12 protein-coding genes are annotated in these 15659 nt (G+C 65.8%); 4 read left to right on the top strand and 8 right to left on the bottom strand.

Going from position 1 to position 15659, the window contains the following annotated elements:
* The first annotated feature begins 92 nt into the window (after nucleotides 1-92).
* Nucleotides 93-998 (top strand): LysR family transcriptional regulator, encoded by a 906-nt coding sequence (locus C5N93_RS25365; RefSeq protein ID WP_242561528.1) that lies wholly within the window; start codon nucleotides 93-95, stop codon nucleotides 996-998.
* Nucleotides 999-1094: 96 nt separating this feature from the next.
* Here C5N93_RS25365 and C5N93_RS25360 read toward each other — a convergent pair whose 3' ends face one another.
* Nucleotides 1095-2276 (bottom strand): ABC transporter substrate-binding protein, encoded by a 1182-nt coding sequence (locus C5N93_RS25360; RefSeq protein ID WP_242561451.1) that lies wholly within the window; start codon nucleotides 2274-2276, stop codon nucleotides 1095-1097.
* A gap of 389 nt (nucleotides 2277-2665) precedes the next feature.
* Here C5N93_RS25360 and alr point away from each other — a divergent pair, with 389 nt between their 5' ends.
* On the top strand, nucleotides 2666-3838 hold the full coding sequence (gene alr, locus C5N93_RS25355) for an alanine racemase (protein WP_242561450.1): 1173 nt from the start codon (nucleotides 2666-2668) through the stop codon (nucleotides 3836-3838).
* A gap of 17 nt (nucleotides 3839-3855) precedes the next feature.
* Nucleotides 3856-4956, top strand: a complete 1101-nt coding sequence (locus C5N93_RS25350) for a D-alanine--D-alanine ligase family protein (RefSeq protein ID WP_242561449.1) — start codon at nucleotides 3856-3858, stop codon at nucleotides 4954-4956.
* A gap of 7 nt (nucleotides 4957-4963) precedes the next feature.
* Here C5N93_RS25350 and C5N93_RS25345 read toward each other — a convergent pair whose 3' ends face one another.
* On the bottom strand, nucleotides 4964-5893 hold the full coding sequence (locus C5N93_RS25345; protein ID WP_242561448.1) for a phage tail tip lysozyme: 930 nt from the start codon (nucleotides 5891-5893) through the stop codon (nucleotides 4964-4966).
* A gap of 367 nt (nucleotides 5894-6260) precedes the next feature.
* Between C5N93_RS25345 and C5N93_RS25340 the strand changes: the two genes are divergently transcribed.
* Nucleotides 6261-10529: a hypothetical protein gene (locus tag C5N93_RS25340; RefSeq protein ID WP_242561447.1), complete on the top strand. Its 4269-nt coding sequence runs from the start codon at nucleotides 6261-6263 to the stop codon at nucleotides 10527-10529.
* 96 nt (nucleotides 10530-10625) lie between these two features.
* On the opposite strand, the gene sctT is transcribed toward C5N93_RS25340, so the two are convergent.
* The 6 genes from sctT to sctJ form a co-directional block, all read right to left on the bottom strand.
* Nucleotides 10626-11498: a type III secretion system export apparatus subunit SctT gene (gene sctT / locus C5N93_RS25335; protein ID WP_242561446.1), complete on the bottom strand. Its 873-nt coding sequence runs from the start codon at nucleotides 11496-11498 to the stop codon at nucleotides 10626-10628.
* A 63-nt stretch (nucleotides 11499-11561) separates the two neighbouring features.
* Complete coding sequence (locus C5N93_RS25330) at nucleotides 11562-12077, bottom strand: hypothetical protein (RefSeq protein WP_242561445.1); 516 nt, start codon at nucleotides 12075-12077, stop codon at nucleotides 11562-11564.
* A 3-nt stretch (nucleotides 12078-12080) separates the two neighbouring features.
* Complete coding sequence (sctN, locus tag C5N93_RS25325; RefSeq protein WP_242561444.1) at nucleotides 12081-13424, bottom strand: type III secretion system ATPase SctN; 1344 nt, start codon at nucleotides 13422-13424, stop codon at nucleotides 12081-12083.
* Nucleotides 13421-14197, bottom strand: coding sequence for a type III secretion system stator protein SctL (sctL, locus tag C5N93_RS25320; protein ID WP_242561443.1), 777 nt, complete (start codon nucleotides 14195-14197; stop codon nucleotides 13421-13423). The genes sctN and sctL overlap by 4 nt, the downstream gene beginning before the upstream one ends.
* A complete protein-coding gene (locus C5N93_RS25315) occupies nucleotides 14194-14835 on the bottom strand; it encodes a type III secretion protein HrpB4 (RefSeq protein WP_242561442.1) in 642 nt (213 codons plus the stop codon). Before C5N93_RS25315 ends, sctL begins: the two co-directional genes overlap by 4 nt.
* Nucleotides 14832-15659: a type III secretion inner membrane ring lipoprotein SctJ gene (gene sctJ / locus C5N93_RS25310; RefSeq protein WP_242561441.1), complete on the bottom strand. Its 828-nt coding sequence runs from the start codon at nucleotides 15657-15659 to the stop codon at nucleotides 14832-14834. The genes C5N93_RS25315 and sctJ overlap by 4 nt, the downstream gene beginning before the upstream one ends.

The raw sequence follows: 15659 nt of genomic DNA, 5'->3' as shown, positions 1-15659 counted from the left end.
GCGAAAGAAATGAGGTGAGAGGTAATATATCGGGAACCAGATTCCCGATTACCGACATTTCTTCCCGCGATACGCGCCTCAATGGACCCAATATCATGAACAAACTCGACGGTGTGGCGGTCTTCGTCCAGGTCATCGAAGCCGGCAGCTTTACGCTCGCCGCCGAGCGGCTGCACCTGACGCGCTCGGCCATCGGCAAAGTGATTTCGCGTCTCGAAGCGCGGCTGGGGGTGAGGCTGCTGCATCGCACGACACGCAGCCACACGCTCACGGAAGCCGGGCGCGTCTACTACGAGCGCTGCGTCAGAGCGCTGGCCGAACTCGATGCGGGGGCAGCGGAAGTCGAAAGCGGCCTGACCGAGCCGCGCGGCCGCCTGCGCGTGAGCGTGCCGATTGCCTTCGGCCATCAGTGCGTGGCACCGGTGTTGTTCGGGCTGGCACGTCAGCACCCGAAGCTGCAAATCGACATTTCATTCTCAGACCGCGCCGTCGATCTCATCGACGAAAACGTCGATCTCGCGGTCCGTATCGGCGAGTTGCGCGACAACACCACGCTGGAGGCCCGGCGTCTCGGCACGCAGTACCTGAGCATTGGGGCGTCGTCGTCCTATCTCGAGAAATACGGGATGCCCGTCGCGGTCGAGGACTTCGAAGGGCACATGGCGATCTCGTACTCGTGCGACGGCGCGACGTCGAAATGGCGAATCCTCGACGCCGACGGCGACGAACGGGAACTGCATATCACCCGCCAACTGAGTCTCGACGACGTGCAGGCCATCGCAGACGCGGGCATTGCCGGTCTGGGACTGGTGTATCTGCCGTGCTGGCTGCTTGAGCGGCACGTGGCGGCGGGCAATCTCGTCGCGGTGCGCGAACGCTGCGGCGTGCGACCGCAACCGATCCATGTCGTATGGCCGAAAACGCCCTACCTGCCCTCCAAGACACGCTGCGCCGTCGATGCGCTGGCGCTGGAGATTCCGAAGCTGAAACTCGGTTGAAGCGGTAGCGCCCCGTCCGTCGCGGAACCCCATCGACCGGACCGGGGCGTCGCAGAAGACGCCCGGACATCCGTCGTCCGGGCGCAAGCGAACGGCTTATCGGCCAGCGGGCTCTGCCAGACGCCACTGAGCGTGTTCGATCTTCACCATCACGCGCGCGCGAGCGTCGAGCCCCGCGTGATCGGTCGGACTCATATTGAAGATGCCTTGCGATCCTGCGACGTCATGCACGTTTTCCAGCCCGTCACGCAGTGCCGAACGGAACGCTTCGGTGCCCGGCTTCGCAACCTTGAGGGCGCCCTTCACCGCGTTTTGCAGCAGCAGACCGGCATCCCAGCCGTTCGCGCCGAAAGGCGACACGGTGCCCGCGCCGTAGGCCTTCTCGTAGACCTGCTTGTAACGTTGGGCCGACGCGTACACCGGGTTGGTCTGCGGGAGGTCGTCCACGACCAGTAACGGACCGGCGGGCAGCAGCGTCCCTTCGCAATCGGCGCCGCACAGGCGCAGGAAGTCGTTATTGGTCACACCGTGCGTCTGATAGATCACGCCCTGATAGCCGCGCTCCTTGAGCGTCTTCTGCGGCAACACCGCCGGCGTTCCCGCACCGGCGATGAGCACGGCATCCGGATGACCGGCGAGCATGCGCAGTACCTGCCCCGTCACCGACGTGTCGGCACGTGCATAGCGTTCGTTGGCGACGATCTTGATGCCGCGCGCCTGTGCCGACTTCGAGAACGAGGTGTACCAGCCCTCACCGTAGGCGTCGCTGAAGCCGATGAACGCGACCGTCTTCACCTTGCGGCTCGCCATGGACTCGGTCACCGCATCGGCCATCAGCGCATCGTTTTGCGGCGTCTTGAAGATCCAGCGGCGCTTGTCGTCGACCGGTTCGACGATGGCGGTACCGGCGGCAAGCGAGATCATCGGCGTGTGCGACTCGGCAGCCACCGCCGACATCGCCAGCGAACTCGGCACAGTGGTCGAGCCGAAGATCGCATCGACGTGGTCCTCGGACACAAACTTGCGCACGTTGGCTACGGCCTGTGCAGGATCGCTCGCGTCGTCGAGCACGATGTAGGTCACGGCCTCGTTGCCGATGCGCCGAGGCAGCAGCGCCATGGTGTTCTTCTCGGGAATGCCGATGGACGCCGCCGGTCCCGTCGTGGACAGACTGACCCCGACCTTGATTTCGGCAAAGGCGCCCGGTGCATGCAGACCGAGCAGAAAGGCGCTGCATCCCAGCGTGATGGCAGCGCGCGACAAAGCGGGAAATTTCATGAGATCTGACGAAAGGCGACACCGCCCGGCGAGCGACAGACGAAGCGGCGCAGCGGATACGGGGGGCTGAAAACACGCTCGCGGGGCGCAGCTTAGCAAGCACGAAAACCGCGCCTGCCGCATCGCTTCGTTTCAGGACTCATGCGAAGTTTCGGCAACCAATACCCGCATACATCGTGCGGACATTCGCCCGTTTTGATCGCATTGCAATCGCGCCGATCTCACGCGCTGAAACTCGCACAACGGTCGTTAAAGGACCAAAACTCAAGATTGCGGAACGCGCGTCAGCGCTTCGGTACGGAAAAACCTCAAGCAATACGGCGTGGAAGACTCACTCGCAATTGCAGGTGCAATCCCGGCGCGCCATGCGTCGTACTGAAGCGGTCCGTATGCCTGAACTTGATACGTTGTCCACGATGACCGAGGCGCTGATCGACCTCGATGCCATCGCCTATAACACCGCGCTGCTCGCCAACGTCTGTCGCGACGCGCAACTCATGGCCGTGGTCAAGGCCAACGGCTTCGGCCACGGAACGCTCGAAGTCGCGCGTACCGCACTGGCCAATGGCGCGACGTGGCTCGGTGTCACGTCGCAGACCGAAGCCCTCGCGCTGCGGCGCGCGGGCATCGACGCCCCCATTCTGATGTGGCTCTTCGGACCGAACGAAGATCTGAGCGCCGCCGTGCGGGCCGGTATCGACATTTCGGTCGCCAGCGTTGCGCACCTCGATCTCGTGGCTGAAATTGCGTTGCGTTCGAGCATTCGCGCAGGCATCCATCTGAAGATCGACACCGGACTCTCGCGCAACGGCGCGCTGCCTGCCGACTGGTCTGCGCTCACCCATGCGGCTCGCCTGCTGGAACGCGCAGGTCTGGTGCGCGTGAATGGCCTCTGGTCGCACTTTGCCAACGCGGAAGATCCCGCCGACGACTACCTGCACACACAGCAGTCGCGCTTTCACGACGCTATCGCCACGGCCGCCGCCGCCGGTCTGTCGCCCAAGGTGTGCCATCTCGCCAACTCGGCGGCCATGTTGCTGGCCCCCGGCACACACCATGATCTGACCCGCGCCGGGCTGTCGCTTTACGGCATCGAACCGGTGCCCGGCAAGACCTTCGGCTTGCGCCCCGCCATGACCCTTCGCGCGCAGGTCATCGGCATCCGTCGCGTGAGCGCAAACACGCGGGTGTCTTACGGCAGCGATTACGCGACCGCACGCGACACCACGCTCGCACTGGTGCCGCTCGGGTTTGCCGACGGTGCGCCGCGCGTGGCGTCCGGCCAGGCGCAGGCCCTCGTGCACGGTGTGCGATGCCGCATCGCCGGGCGCATCGCCATGGACCAGTTCGTGCTCGACGTCGGCGACTTGCCCGTGACACCCGGCGATGTCGTCACGCTGTTCGGCGACGGTGCCGACGGCGCACCGACGGCACTCGACTGGGCGAAATGGGCGCAAACCAATCCTCACGAAATCCTCACCGGCATCGGTTCGCGCGTGCCCAGACGTTTCTTGCCATTGCGCGACGTCCGGCAACGCTGGCCGGGCCGGCTATCCCTATGATTCTGGAGACGAAACACATGTCCAACCGCAGTCCTGTCAACACCCGTGTGGCCGTGATCTTCGGCGGCGCCAACGACGAATACACCGTGTCGTGCAAGTCGGCCGCCAACGTCATCGCCGCACTCGATCCCGCGCGCTATCGCGTTACGCCCGTGCGCATCGATCCGACGGGCCAATGGATCGTCGGCGCCCCCATCGAGACGAATGACCGCATCGATTTCACGTCGCTGCTGGAGGCAACCCGCAATGCGCTGCTCGGCGACTCGACCACCCGTGCCAGCAGCCTCGCGACGGCCCTGCCCGCGCTCGGCGCTCAGGACGTTGTCTTCCCTGTGCTGCACGGCCCCTATGGCGAAGACGGCACCGTGCAAGGCCTGCTCGAACTGCTTGGCGTGCCTTACGTGGGCAGTGGCGTGTTCGCGAGCGCTGCCGGCATGGACAAGGTGCAAACCAAGCGCCTGCTGGCGTCGCAAGGCCATCGTGTCGCCGATGGCATCGTCGTCGAAGGACCGGACGACGTCGCTCGACAGCTCACCGACAACGTTCGCGACCGCCTCGGCCTGCCCGTCTTCGTCAAGCCGGCGCGCAGCGGCTCCAGTGTCGGCGTGACGCGCGTGACCGACTGGGCCGATGTGCATGACGCCCTCGCCGTGGCATTTCGCAGCGACGCCAAGGTGCTGATCGAGCAGGCCGTGCATGGCCGCGAGATCGACGTCGCCGTTCTCGAACATGCCGACGGCCGCCTCGAAGCCGGCCCGCCGCTGGAAATCGTGCTTCACGGTCGTCAGTCCTTCTTTACATTCGATGCCAAATACGAGAGCGGCGAATCGGAGTTCCGAATTCCGGCCGCGCTCTCCCCTGAAGACACGCAACGACTGCAAGACGCTGCCATCGACGCCTTTCGCACACTCGGTTGCCGGGGCATGCTGCGGGTCGACTTCTTTCTTCGACCACGCGCCGACGGCACGCTGGAGCCGGTCATCAACGAGGTCAACACGATTCCCGGTCTCACGGCGCTCTCGCAATTCCCGCAGATGTGGCAGCGCAAAGGGCTGGCTTACGACGCACTCCTCTCGCATATGATCGACACCGCCGTTGCCATAGCCCATCGCGCGTAGCGGCGAATCAAGCCTGAACGAACAGCAGATCGGCCAGGCGCGATGCCATCTGCGGATCGCTCGGCTGCTCGTACATCCGGGTGAACACTTCCGTGGCATCCTGCGCCGACTTCGTGTTGCGCAGCGCGCTGAGCGTGCTGCTGTACGGCCCTTTCATCTCCTGCACGATGAACTCGGCAGCATTAAGCGGGCTGCCGACATCGTTGCCGGTCTTGGCCGCGAGTGCTTTCAGCCCTTCGAGACGCGTGCCGCTCCACTGCCCCAGACCGAAGCCGCTGCGGTTGTCGTCGGCGTGGAATGCGCCATCGAGACCGCGGAAGTGGTCGGTCTCGCCTTGCGAGATGTTGGCGTTCAAACCAGCACTCTCGTGATACAGGCTCGCCACCATCCCCTCTGCGGCGTGCTGCGGAATGTCGAGCTTGTCCATGAAGTACTTGACGAGCGACTTGGCCATGCCACGGCTCTCGTCCTCGCTCAGCGCACGCGTGCTCGCCTTGCCGCTCAGCCCGGCCGCGCCGTGCGAGCCGTCGTCGCCCGCGCCCTTGGTGCCGGACGTGGCGGAAGTCTCCGGCGTGTCGTCCACATCGCTGTCGTCGTCAGTATCGTCAGCGTCATCGACATCGCTGTCGTCGTCCACGTCCCCGCTACCGTCGACATCGCTACCCTCGTCAACGTCGCCATCGCCTCCGGCATCAACGTCGTCATTGCCCGCCGGCATGGCCAGACGCGTTTGCGGCGCCCCCGCACCGCCCACGGCAGACGGGCCGCCCTCGTCCGACGAATTCGACAGCGCGCGTTGCAGCAACACCATCATCTCCTGCATCAACTGTTTGATTTCCTCCTCGAGATGCGAAATGTCTTCGAGCGCGCCGGACAGGTCGTCATTCGAGAGCGGCGAGGTGGCAGCGTGGGCTGCCAACGAATTCACTGTAGTCATGGTCGTAGGCCTTGCGAGGCGAATTAGGAACGCGTTAGCCGAGGTGGCGCAGGAGGTTCGGAAGGAAACTTTCCAGCGACCTCCCTGTCCCGCCCGGCGATGGTGCGCCAGCGCCGTTGATTCACCAGCCGAAATCGGTACGAATGGCGAAAAAAGCGAATTTTGGATTGTGAATCTCAACTTATTTCGCTATTGCGCACAACGCTTCGCATAGGATTCCTAATCGTAAACCGCGGTATACAGAATCGATTTCATCAGCCCGCATCCGCTCTCGCCTGATCGCAGCGCTGTAGGAAACATAACCAGACCGGACAAATAACTGCCGGCAAAGCGCGAGATGCCTGTCCCGTCTCGCACGGAGTACCCGATGGTAAAACGCCTCACATCACACGCCACATCGACGCTGCCCTCCCAGCCCGCCGGGCCTGCCGCTACGGGAAGCGGCACGCCGAGGGCAGTCACCGCTCAACCGGCATCGCGTCAGTTCGATGCGCCAGTGGCGACGCTTCCCGCACGCGACAAGGCAACGCCAGCCTCGGCGTCGGGTGACAAATCGTTGATCTCCCGCATGCAATCGAAGCTGTTCGCGCGCGCCGTGGTCATTCAGCCGGGCGTCACCGGCACGACACTGACCCGTCATCGTCCCACGGGCCCGGCGGCCACCCCCGCCAAACTGCCCGGCGACCCCGACCTCAGTCCCGGCGCACTGCTCACGCTGGCGCAACAGATGCATGAAAGCCTGACGAAATCGGAGATCGAGGTGTGGACGCGGCCCGCGCCCTCGCCCGCTCGCCAGCGTCTGGTGCGCATGTTCCCGTTTCTGTCCGCCGGGCCGACACGCAACATCGCACGACTCAATGTCCACCACGTCAACGATGTGGGCCGCACGCCGTCCGGCAACGCGAAGCCGAGCGCCACCGAACCGCACACGGGAACGGTGCCCGCCTCCGTCAAAACGCTCATCGAGCGTATCGACCGCTTGCAGGGGGAGCTGGATACCGCGCTGACCCACGCGAAAACGGCTGAACAGGGTCTGAGAGCGGCAATGCAGGCGCATGACCGCCAGATGCGTCTTGGGGCTGCGCCCGGCACGCCTGACTTCGTGACGACAGAAGCCGCGGTGACGGAGGCCAGCGCCGCGCTTGAGCGCGCCAATCGTCTTTGCGACGCGAGCGCCAACGCGCTGCACCGCACCCTGCACGGTCCCGAAGCCCTGATGATCGCCTCGATCAACTTCCACGAGCAGGAAGCACAGGCGCACACGGCGTTCGCCCTCGATCGTATCGGTGACTTCTCCCGCCAGGTGGACCGATGCCGTCAGGAGACGCCAGGGAAGCTGGACGACATCAAGGCCGCGATGCAGACCGGCAACGAGGCCGTGCGTCACCTCATGACACTGGCGCAGCAGGCCGACGAGGCCCGTCAGCAGGCGGCAAGCGCGGAGGCGGAAGTGAATCGTCTGAGCGCAAAGCTCGCGAAGCTTCCGGTCGATCAGGCCCCGAATACCGGCGCAGCGCGACGCGGCCAGAACGACGGGGCGGACCCGTCGCCCCATGCCAGAACGCTGCTGCACCGGCTGCAAACGGCACAGGCGAGCTATGAGCGGGCGATGTCGGTCGTCGCACGAATCGAGGCCGACCATGGCGATCTGGACGCCGCCATCACGCAGAAGATGGGCGAACTGGAGACGCTCCTGTCGTCGCGCGGCGCGGTCGTGCGCGACGCGCATCACGCGGAACGTCTCGCGAGCCAGCTCGATGTGTTGCGCCGAGACACGCCCGCATTGAAGACACCGACCGGCAAACGACCGGATAGCCAGGATGCGATCCAGACGCTTAGCGATCATATCGCCCGGGTCGGCGCCGCCAACACTTCCCGATTCCCACCGGCGGTGCAGGCAAGAATCGCCCCGTTGCTCCAGGCGATGGCCGATCGGCTGCGCGCGCAGACATCCGTGCCGATGCCCGATCACGGCATCGCCGAAATCGTCTCCGACGCCCTTCGCACCGTGCTCGGCCATGCCGCGAACGACGAACCCGCCGACGGCGAGTACGCGGTACGCGCCGAACGCATCTTGAGCGCCATGGCCGCCCGGCCTGCCGCCTACTGGACACGTCCCGACGGCGCGTCCAACCAGACGGCGAGCGACGTCCACAACCTTTGCCGGGAACTGTCGCGGCTGCCGCGCGGCGCCGATCTGATCCATTGCCTGAGTGCGGACGGCGACGCCGCCCCGGACAAGGAAACGCGCACGGCACTGCGTGTGTTCTGGGCCGCCGACGCCGCCCGCACCCAAACCGGCGACGACACGCCCGACGACGACGTCAAGGCGTGGCTCGGCAGTGCGTGCGATGTGGCCGCCGCCAAACTCGCGGCACGCGGCGACACCGGCGCGGATGACACGGCCCGGCACGACGACGTCGCCCTCTCCGCCTATCACGCCCTACGCAACGGCTACACCAGCAACGCGGCGGACTCGCCATATGCCGTGCATAACGCGCGTATTCACAAGGCATCGGAAGACTGGGTCATGTACGCGAATGCCAGTGCGTCCCCGCAGCAACGGCCCCGCGTGCCGGTATGGGTCAAGCTGTGGCGCAAGGTTTCGCCGCTCAGCGAGAAGACACCGTTTCGCCCCGCCACGATCCGAAACGCGAATCACCTCAGCGAACGCATCGGCCTGAGCCATCCCACCCTCTCGCTCGACCGTGCCGTGCGCCGCAAGATCGAGACCGCCGAAGCGCAGACGACGCAGGCGCTCACACAGCCCTTGCCCCCCGAAGCCATCGAGACGGTGCTCGTCGCGAAGTGCATCGTGTCCCATCTCAAGCAACTGGAGGCGAAGGGCGCTCACCTGTCCGAGGTCGCGCTCGGGCCTCACGATCTCGCCGACGTCAAAAGACGCGTGCTCCGCGCGCACAAAGCGGCGACGCCGACCGACGGCGCGCCTGCGGCCCCGAACAACAGGCATCACACCGCAAGCAAGGCGCCCATGGTAGCGCTGCCTGCCGAGTACTTTGCATTGTTCGACGAGCGGCGCTCGGCTTACGAGGCGATGGAAACCATCAATCGATCGCTGACCGACCTCCTGCCACCGGCCGCGCCCGACACCGGAGACACCGGCAACCGTACCGCGAACGCAAACGCCAACGCCTCCGGCAAGCGCGACAGCGCCGCGCTCGAAAAGGCAGCACTCGATTACGTCCGCACCGGCAAACTGGCCGACAAGACCGGCGTCGAGATGCTGCTCAGCAGTTACGTCGAGGACTTCCGCACCGGCCACCGCATCCGTGTCGCGGGCGGTGGCACGCTCGGCGGCGGATTGCCAAAGCTGCCCGTCGTCGTGTCACCCTCGGTCGTCACTCCGGTGTTAAGCGCCGAGGCATCGGTCTCACGCGAGGCGTCGTTGCAGATCGCGATGAACACGCTGAGTCTCGAAGTCTCCATCGGTCAGGTGCAGACCAAAGCCGCAGAAACGACCGTCGGCGCGGCCATTGGCGGTGCGATCGGCGGCCCTGTGTCGGCGCAAGGCGCCATCACGGCAAAATTCGCGACGTCGCGCACCCGCACGCAGGCGACTGTGCTGCGTGAACCCCGCACCCCCAAAAACGACGACAAGACACGCAACGAGATGCTTGACGTGCTCCACAGCACCCTCCAATGGGACACGCTCAAGCCCGAGCGGGGGCCGTCGTTCGCGAGCCCGCTCGAAGCGATCTTCGCGCGGCATCCCACGATCTCCATCGTCGAACTGCTCGAACGCGGCCGCTCGGATACCACGACCGTACGCGCTGCGGCCACGCTCCCCGGCATCAAGCGCAAGTCGGGAGAGATGGCGACGCAGACAGCCGGGCTCGAACTCTCGATCGCCGGCGAACACGACAAAGCCCGCTCGCGCCGCACGGAAGCAGGCGGCGGCGTGCAGATCAATGCGATGGGGGTGAACGCGCAGCAGCGTGTCACCGTCGGCGCCGCGGCTGCCTTTTCGCCTATTGCCAACCAGACCGCCAAGCTCAACGAACACGGCGCCTCGGCCCCCACCCAATCGCTGCCGCTGGGCATCTCGATGACCCGCGACGTGTACTGGCACATGGACCGCAAGGACATCAGCGCCTTTCAGGTCGACGGCAAGTTCGACGCCGATCTCGATCGCTATCACGCGACGGCGCGCGACATGCTGACCGAGATTTCGGCGAACCGGGAAAGCTGGCTGCGTCAGGCTGTCTCGAAGATGACGCCCGACGAGAGCGGCGAGAAGAATACGCCGATGAACCGCATGCGCGCAGCGGCGCAGTTGGAAGCCTTCGAGTCCGCCGTGCGCGAGATCGACCGGACCAACAAGCTCTGCCACTTCCAGATCAACTACAGCCTCTCGCCGCACATCGGCCCGTGGATCGACAACCTGCGAGCGCTCGCCCAGCAGGCGGAGGCACGCGGCGACCACGAGGCGGCCAACCGGGCGCGCAACGATATCGACGCCGTGCTGCAAATGCCGGGCGCCTGGCACGCCACCCGTCTGGCGGTACGCAAACGCGTGAAGGATCAACAGGCGCTGGGCGTGCGAACGTTCATCCGCATGCAAACCACCCGCACGGCAGAGGGCCAGCAAACGCTCGCGCAATTCCCCGCGCCGTGACCGCACATCGTCCTTTCATGCCGAGTGGGTCCGGCATTGACCGGGGCAGGATCCGAAGGCCCCGAATCTTGTCGGCTCGACAGTCCGGCGACGCCGTCAACGCGTCGCCGGGGCTGTCGTCGCGCCCCCGGCGGCGCCCGTACCCGCCGTACCCGCCGGCGTCGAGAGGTTCTGCATCAGTTCCGAGAAGCCGTGCAGATGCAGCGCGTCGCGCACCTGATCCGCGACGGCCAGCGTCATGGTCGCGAGCATCAGAACCCCGATGAAGCCGCGCACGGGCTGACTGAGCGACGACGGTTCGAGCTTCCCCGCCGCGCGCGCCACGATCCCGAGTCCGACATCGACCAGCACCAGCGCCAGCATGATCGGCGTAGCCAGACGCACGGCCGTATCCGTCACCCCGCCGCCGGTCGTGATCGCAAGTTCAATGGCGCGCGTCTGGAAGTCAGGCAGCGTGGACGCCAGCGGCCACCAGTGAAACGACGAAAACACCACGCCCAGCACCACCGGCATGCCGCCCGCTACGTAAAAGAGCGTGCTGGCCAGTTGCAGCAACAGGTTCGACACCGGCGTGCTCTGATCGCCCTGCTGCGGGTTGGTCATCTGCACGTTGTTGAAGCCGGTCAGGTCGTCGATGATCACGCCCGCGCTCTGCGCGATCCAGAAGATCGACGCGCTCGCATAGCCGATCAGCAAGCCGATCAGGCTCTCCTTGAGCGTGAGCATCAGGAGCATGCCGGCGGACAAGCCATCGAAGTCGGCAGGCGACTGCCCGGCTGCAATGAACCCCGTCAGCAAATAGACGATGCCCGCACGCGCCAGTCCGGGAATGGCCTGCGAGCCGGTCGGCGGCAGCACGAGAAAGAGCACCAGCACGCGTATGCTCGACAGCGCGATCATGTACAGCAGGCCTTCCACATTCGAGTGCAGCCCCTGAAGCGCGTTGAAGAAGGAGGTCAGATCGAGCATGGGGACGATGTGAGATGGCCGAGTCGTTGCGGATGAATTAAGGACAAGTCGCGTGAGCGCCGATCAGGTGCGGGAGGTTCTCGCGCGTTGGCGGGCGCGATAGATGCGAGCGGCGGCCACCTCGCCGCTCTCGTCGTCCATCGCCATTTCTGCGGCGAGCGCGGCTTCACGCACCAGAGCGTCGCGCGCCTCGATGCAGGCGTCTCGCGACGCTTCGGCACGCCGCAGCCCCTGCTGCGCTTCGGTCACCCCGGCTTGCGCCGCCGCAACGCGATCCTGCGCGTGCGCGCATTGCTGCTCGGCCTGTCCGAGCATCGCCACCTGATCCTTGAGACGAAGGTCGTGACGCAGCCAGTCTTCCGGCGAGAACACGGGGTTATCGTGGATCGACTGCGCCCACACGGCCTGCGTGTTGTCCAGCCGGGCTTGCACGGCGTCGCGCTGCGCCTCGGCGTCGGCGGCCGTCTGCTGCGCGTTCGTCAGCACGGCGGATGCCTCTGCCACCGCCGTCTGCGCGCGCTCGCAGTGACGCGTCTTCACCCGTACGACCGTCGACCAGGCACGCAGACTGGCGGCCATGACTTAGGCCCCGTAGGCGTATTGCGCGATGGTCCCGAGCGTCTCTTCGAACGGCGTGAGGTCGTCGACCCGTTGCCCGAGAAACGCTTCAAGCGCATCGTGATGCGCCAGCGCCTCGTCACTGAGCGGATCGGCGCCAGCGGCATACTCGCCGACCTGCAACAACGTTTCGATCTCGTTGTAGCGCGCGAGCAGCTTGCGCATGTGCCCGGCGCCCGTCTGGTGGTCGGGATGCGCCACCAGCGACATCACCCGGCTCAGACTGTTCAGGATGTCGATCGCCGGATAGCGATTTCGCGCCGCGATGTCGCGCGACAGAATCAGGTGGCCGTCGAGAATACCCCGGACTTCCTCCGTCACCGGGTCGCTGCCCGACTCGTCTTCCGCAAGCACGGTGTATAGCGCGGTGATCGAGCCGGTGCTCCCCATGCCGGCGCGTTCGAGTAGCCGCGGCAATTCGGCAAAGATCGACGGCGGGTAGCCGCGCCGGGTCGGCGGCTCCCCCGCCGCCAGACCGATTTCGCGCTGGGCACGAGCGAAGCGGGTGAGCGAATCCATCATCATCAGCACGCGCAGCCCACGGTCGCGGAAGTACTCGGCAACGGCGGTTCCCACGTAGGCGGCTTTCGCCCGCTCGATGGACGAGCGATCCGACGTCGCACACACGACCACCGAGCGGCGCATGCCTTCGGGGCCCAGCGTCAACTCAATGAATTCGCGAACTTCACGGCCCCGCTCGCCAATCAGCACGATCACGTTGATATCCGCCTCGGTGCCGCGCGCGAGCATGCCGAGCAACGTACTTTTACCCACGCCGGCGGGTGCGAAGATCCCCACGCGCTGGCCTTCGCCGAAGGTGGTCAGGCCGTCGATGGCACGCACGCCGGTCGCGATGGGCGTATCGATCATGCGCCGGTGCATCGGGTCCGGCGCGTTGGCGTGAATGGAGATCGACTCCGTCACGCGCAAGGGGCCGAGTCCGTCGATGGGCTCACCCAGTCCGTCGATCACGCGGCCCAGCAATGCATCGCCCACGCCCACGGACAGGGGCTTGCCAGTGCCCGCGACACGGGTTTCGCGCGACAGGCCGATCATGTTGCCGAACGGCGCAAGCAACAGCCGGTCGCGGCTGAAGCCGACGACTTCGGCCCGCTGGCGCACGGTGCCGTCCTTATCGAGCAAGGTGCAGAGTTCGCCGAGGCAGGCGTCGAGCCCGGTGACCTGAATCAGCGTGCCCGTGATCTCCGCGATCTTGCCGTAGCGTTTGCCGAACGGCAGCGCGTCGACAGCATCGCCGAACCAGCGGTCGATGGGCGGGGCTTCGGGGGCGTGGCGCACCTCGTTCATGCGTCGTATGACTCCGCATAAGTGTCGGCGGGATCGCCGGCGTCGCTGATGTCGCTGACATCAACGGGATCGATGGAATCGGCGGACTCGGCAACCGCCATGCGTTCGACCGCATGGCCGAGCGCTTGCTGCAAGGCATCGAGCTGCATCGAAAGGCTGGCATCGAGCATGCCGTCGTCCCACTCGCACCGGCAATCGCCAGGTTGCGCGCCGTCGTCCGGCACGACGTCGAAGCCGCCACGCCAATCCGTTGCCGCGCTCATCTCGAGCAGCGAGGTCCGTGCAAGTTCGACGTCGTCGGGATGCACACGCAGCACCAGATGCGTCTGCGCATCGATCATGCGATGCAACGTTGCCAGCACCGTGCGCAAGCGGGCTTCACGACCAGCGTCGCCCACGATCTGTTCGACGGCACGGCACACGACACCGGCAAGACGCTCGCCCATCTGCTGCATCGTCGCCCGGCGATCTTCAACGCGCGCCTGCATCGAGGCATGTGCCGCCGCGATTCCCTGCGCGAAACCCGCGTCGTGCCCGGCCGCCTCGGCCTGCGCATATCGTTCGCGGGCCTCGTCGTCGATCTGTGCGGCGAGCACGGTAGCGTTCGAGACGAGCGCCTGCGCCTGCTGACGGGCGTCATCGAGCAACGCCTGTGCCTGTGCCAGCGCGGCGTCGAGATCCATCACGCTCGCGACCTGTTCGCGACGCAACACGCGCTGACCCAGCCCGATACGGGGTGTGTCATGGGACGGAGCGTTCAGCCAGACGATCATACGAATTCGGGTAGCAATGAGGGCAAGTCGGTGAAGAATCGAGCGGTCTCGCGGGCGAGTTCCGCGAGTTCCGTATCGGCGTCGAGCGCGCCCGACAGCAACGGGCCAGCCCCATCCAGACGCCATGAGAGCAGGCGCAGCAGTGACGGGTCGTCGATACCGCCCGGATGGCACAGGCGCGACAGGCCGTCGACGATCAGCGTTTGCGCCGTCAGGTCCGCAGGCCATGCTGGTTCGACCGCGCCATTCACCGGCGCGATGGTCAACAGCCGCGTAAAAGCCTCGTGACCCACGGCGTTACGCAACGTCATGAGCCGGTCCCGGTCCACGCAACGCCGTACCTGCGCGCCGCGCGCGTACAGCGCACGCATCGCCAGCGCCCGCGAGAGTCGCGCGTCATCGGCGACGGCCAGTCGTGCGGCGGGCGAAAGGAACGTCGCGGACGACACGGTCGTTAGCGCCGCGGCGCTCCGCCACGCTCCGCCGCCCTGCGATACCACGCCCGAAACCCCGGATAGGGCGCGCCCGGCAAGCTCCCGCAAGCGTTGCTCGAAATGCTGCAGCGCGTCCAACAGCACCTCGATTGGAACATCCGGCGCCATCACACTGGCGCTGCCGGGGGCACGTTGCCCGATCATGACGGCGTGGAAGCACCCGAGGCGCCTTCGATATCCTCTGGCGTCGTGGTGTCTGCATCGGCAGCCCGCTTCGCACCGACTCTGCCGCCGAGCAACCCGGCGATGCGATGGCGCAGCACGAAGCCGGCCACGCCGAGGCCCGCCAGCACGACACCCGCCAACGCCGCGATCGCCCACGCGGGGAAGGCCCCCGTGTCGCGACGGCGCACATTGCCCGCATTCGCCGTGGCCGCAGGCACAAACGTCACGCTGACGTTCTCATACGTCAGCCCTTCGACGCTGTGCATCACCAGATTCTTGATGTTGGGCGTGAGCGACGCGACATCGGTATTCGGTCGATACGTAATGAAGACCGCTGCGGACGAGGGTTTGACGACGGTCGAGAGCGGATCGTTGTTCGGGAGCACGATCTGCACGCTCGCATAGGACACCCCGTCGATTCGCGAGAGCATCGCCGACAACTGCTGCGACACGCCGTAGATGAACCGAACCCGCTCTTCCGTCGGCGTGGAAATCAGACCGTCCTTCTTGAACATCTCGCCGAGGTTGGCGTACTTGTCGTGCGGCAAGCCGTGCGCATGCAGCACCTGCACGGCTGCGGCGAAGTCTTCGTCCGCCACGCTCACGGTCCAGGACTTGCCGTTGTCCGGCGACTGCTTGTCCGAACGAATGCCCTGCTCGTAGAGCACCGTGAGCATGTCGTCGGCGTCGCTCTCGCTCAACTGGGAATACAACTGTTTGTTGCATCCCGCGAGCAACAACACCAGCGCTAACGCCAGCACCTTCCACTTCAGGCGCCCACGGGGCGCAACGGCTTGCGTCAT

The sequence above is a fragment of the Pandoraea sp. LA3 genome (assembly GCF_022696215.1).
GTDB classification, from domain to species: domain Bacteria; phylum Pseudomonadota; class Gammaproteobacteria; order Burkholderiales; family Burkholderiaceae; genus Pandoraea; species Pandoraea capi.
Note: the sequence above shows the minus strand (reverse complement) of the source record. Positions and strands in the feature narration are given on the sequence as shown.

Bases quoted from the DNA above. Each gene is read 5' to 3' on its own strand.
- C5N93_RS25340 (WP_242561447.1), top strand. From the start codon at position 6,261: ATGGTAAAACGCCTCACATCACACGCCACATCGACGCTGCCCTCCCAG.
- sctL (WP_242561443.1), bottom strand. From the start codon at position 14,197: ATGATCGTCTGGCTGAACGCTCCGTCCCATGACACACCCCGTATCGGG.
- sctN (WP_242561444.1), bottom strand. From the start codon at position 13,424: ATGAACGAGGTGCGCCACGCCCCCGAAGCCCCGCCCATCGACCGCTGG.
- sctT (WP_242561446.1), bottom strand. From the start codon at position 11,498: ATGCTCGATCTGACCTCCTTCTTCAACGCGCTTCAGGGGCTGCACTCG.
- C5N93_RS25350 (WP_242561449.1), top strand. From the start codon at position 3,856: ATGTCCAACCGCAGTCCTGTCAACACCCGTGTGGCCGTGATCTTCGGC.
- C5N93_RS25345 (WP_242561448.1), bottom strand. From the start codon at position 5,893: ATGACTACAGTGAATTCGTTGGCAGCCCACGCTGCCACCTCGCCGCTC.
- C5N93_RS25315 (WP_242561442.1), bottom strand. From the start codon at position 14,835: ATGATCGGGCAACGTGCCCCCGGCAGCGCCAGTGTGATGGCGCCGGAT.
- alr (WP_242561450.1), top strand. From the start codon at position 2,666: ATGCCTGAACTTGATACGTTGTCCACGATGACCGAGGCGCTGATCGAC.
- C5N93_RS25330 (WP_242561445.1), bottom strand. From the start codon at position 12,077: ATGGCCGCCAGTCTGCGTGCCTGGTCGACGGTCGTACGGGTGAAGACG.
- C5N93_RS25360 (WP_242561451.1), bottom strand. From the start codon at position 2,276: ATGAAATTTCCCGCTTTGTCGCGCGCTGCCATCACGCTGGGATGCAGC.
- sctJ (WP_242561441.1), bottom strand. From the start codon at position 15,659: ATGACGCAAGCCGTTGCGCCCCGTGGGCGCCTGAAGTGGAAGGTGCTG.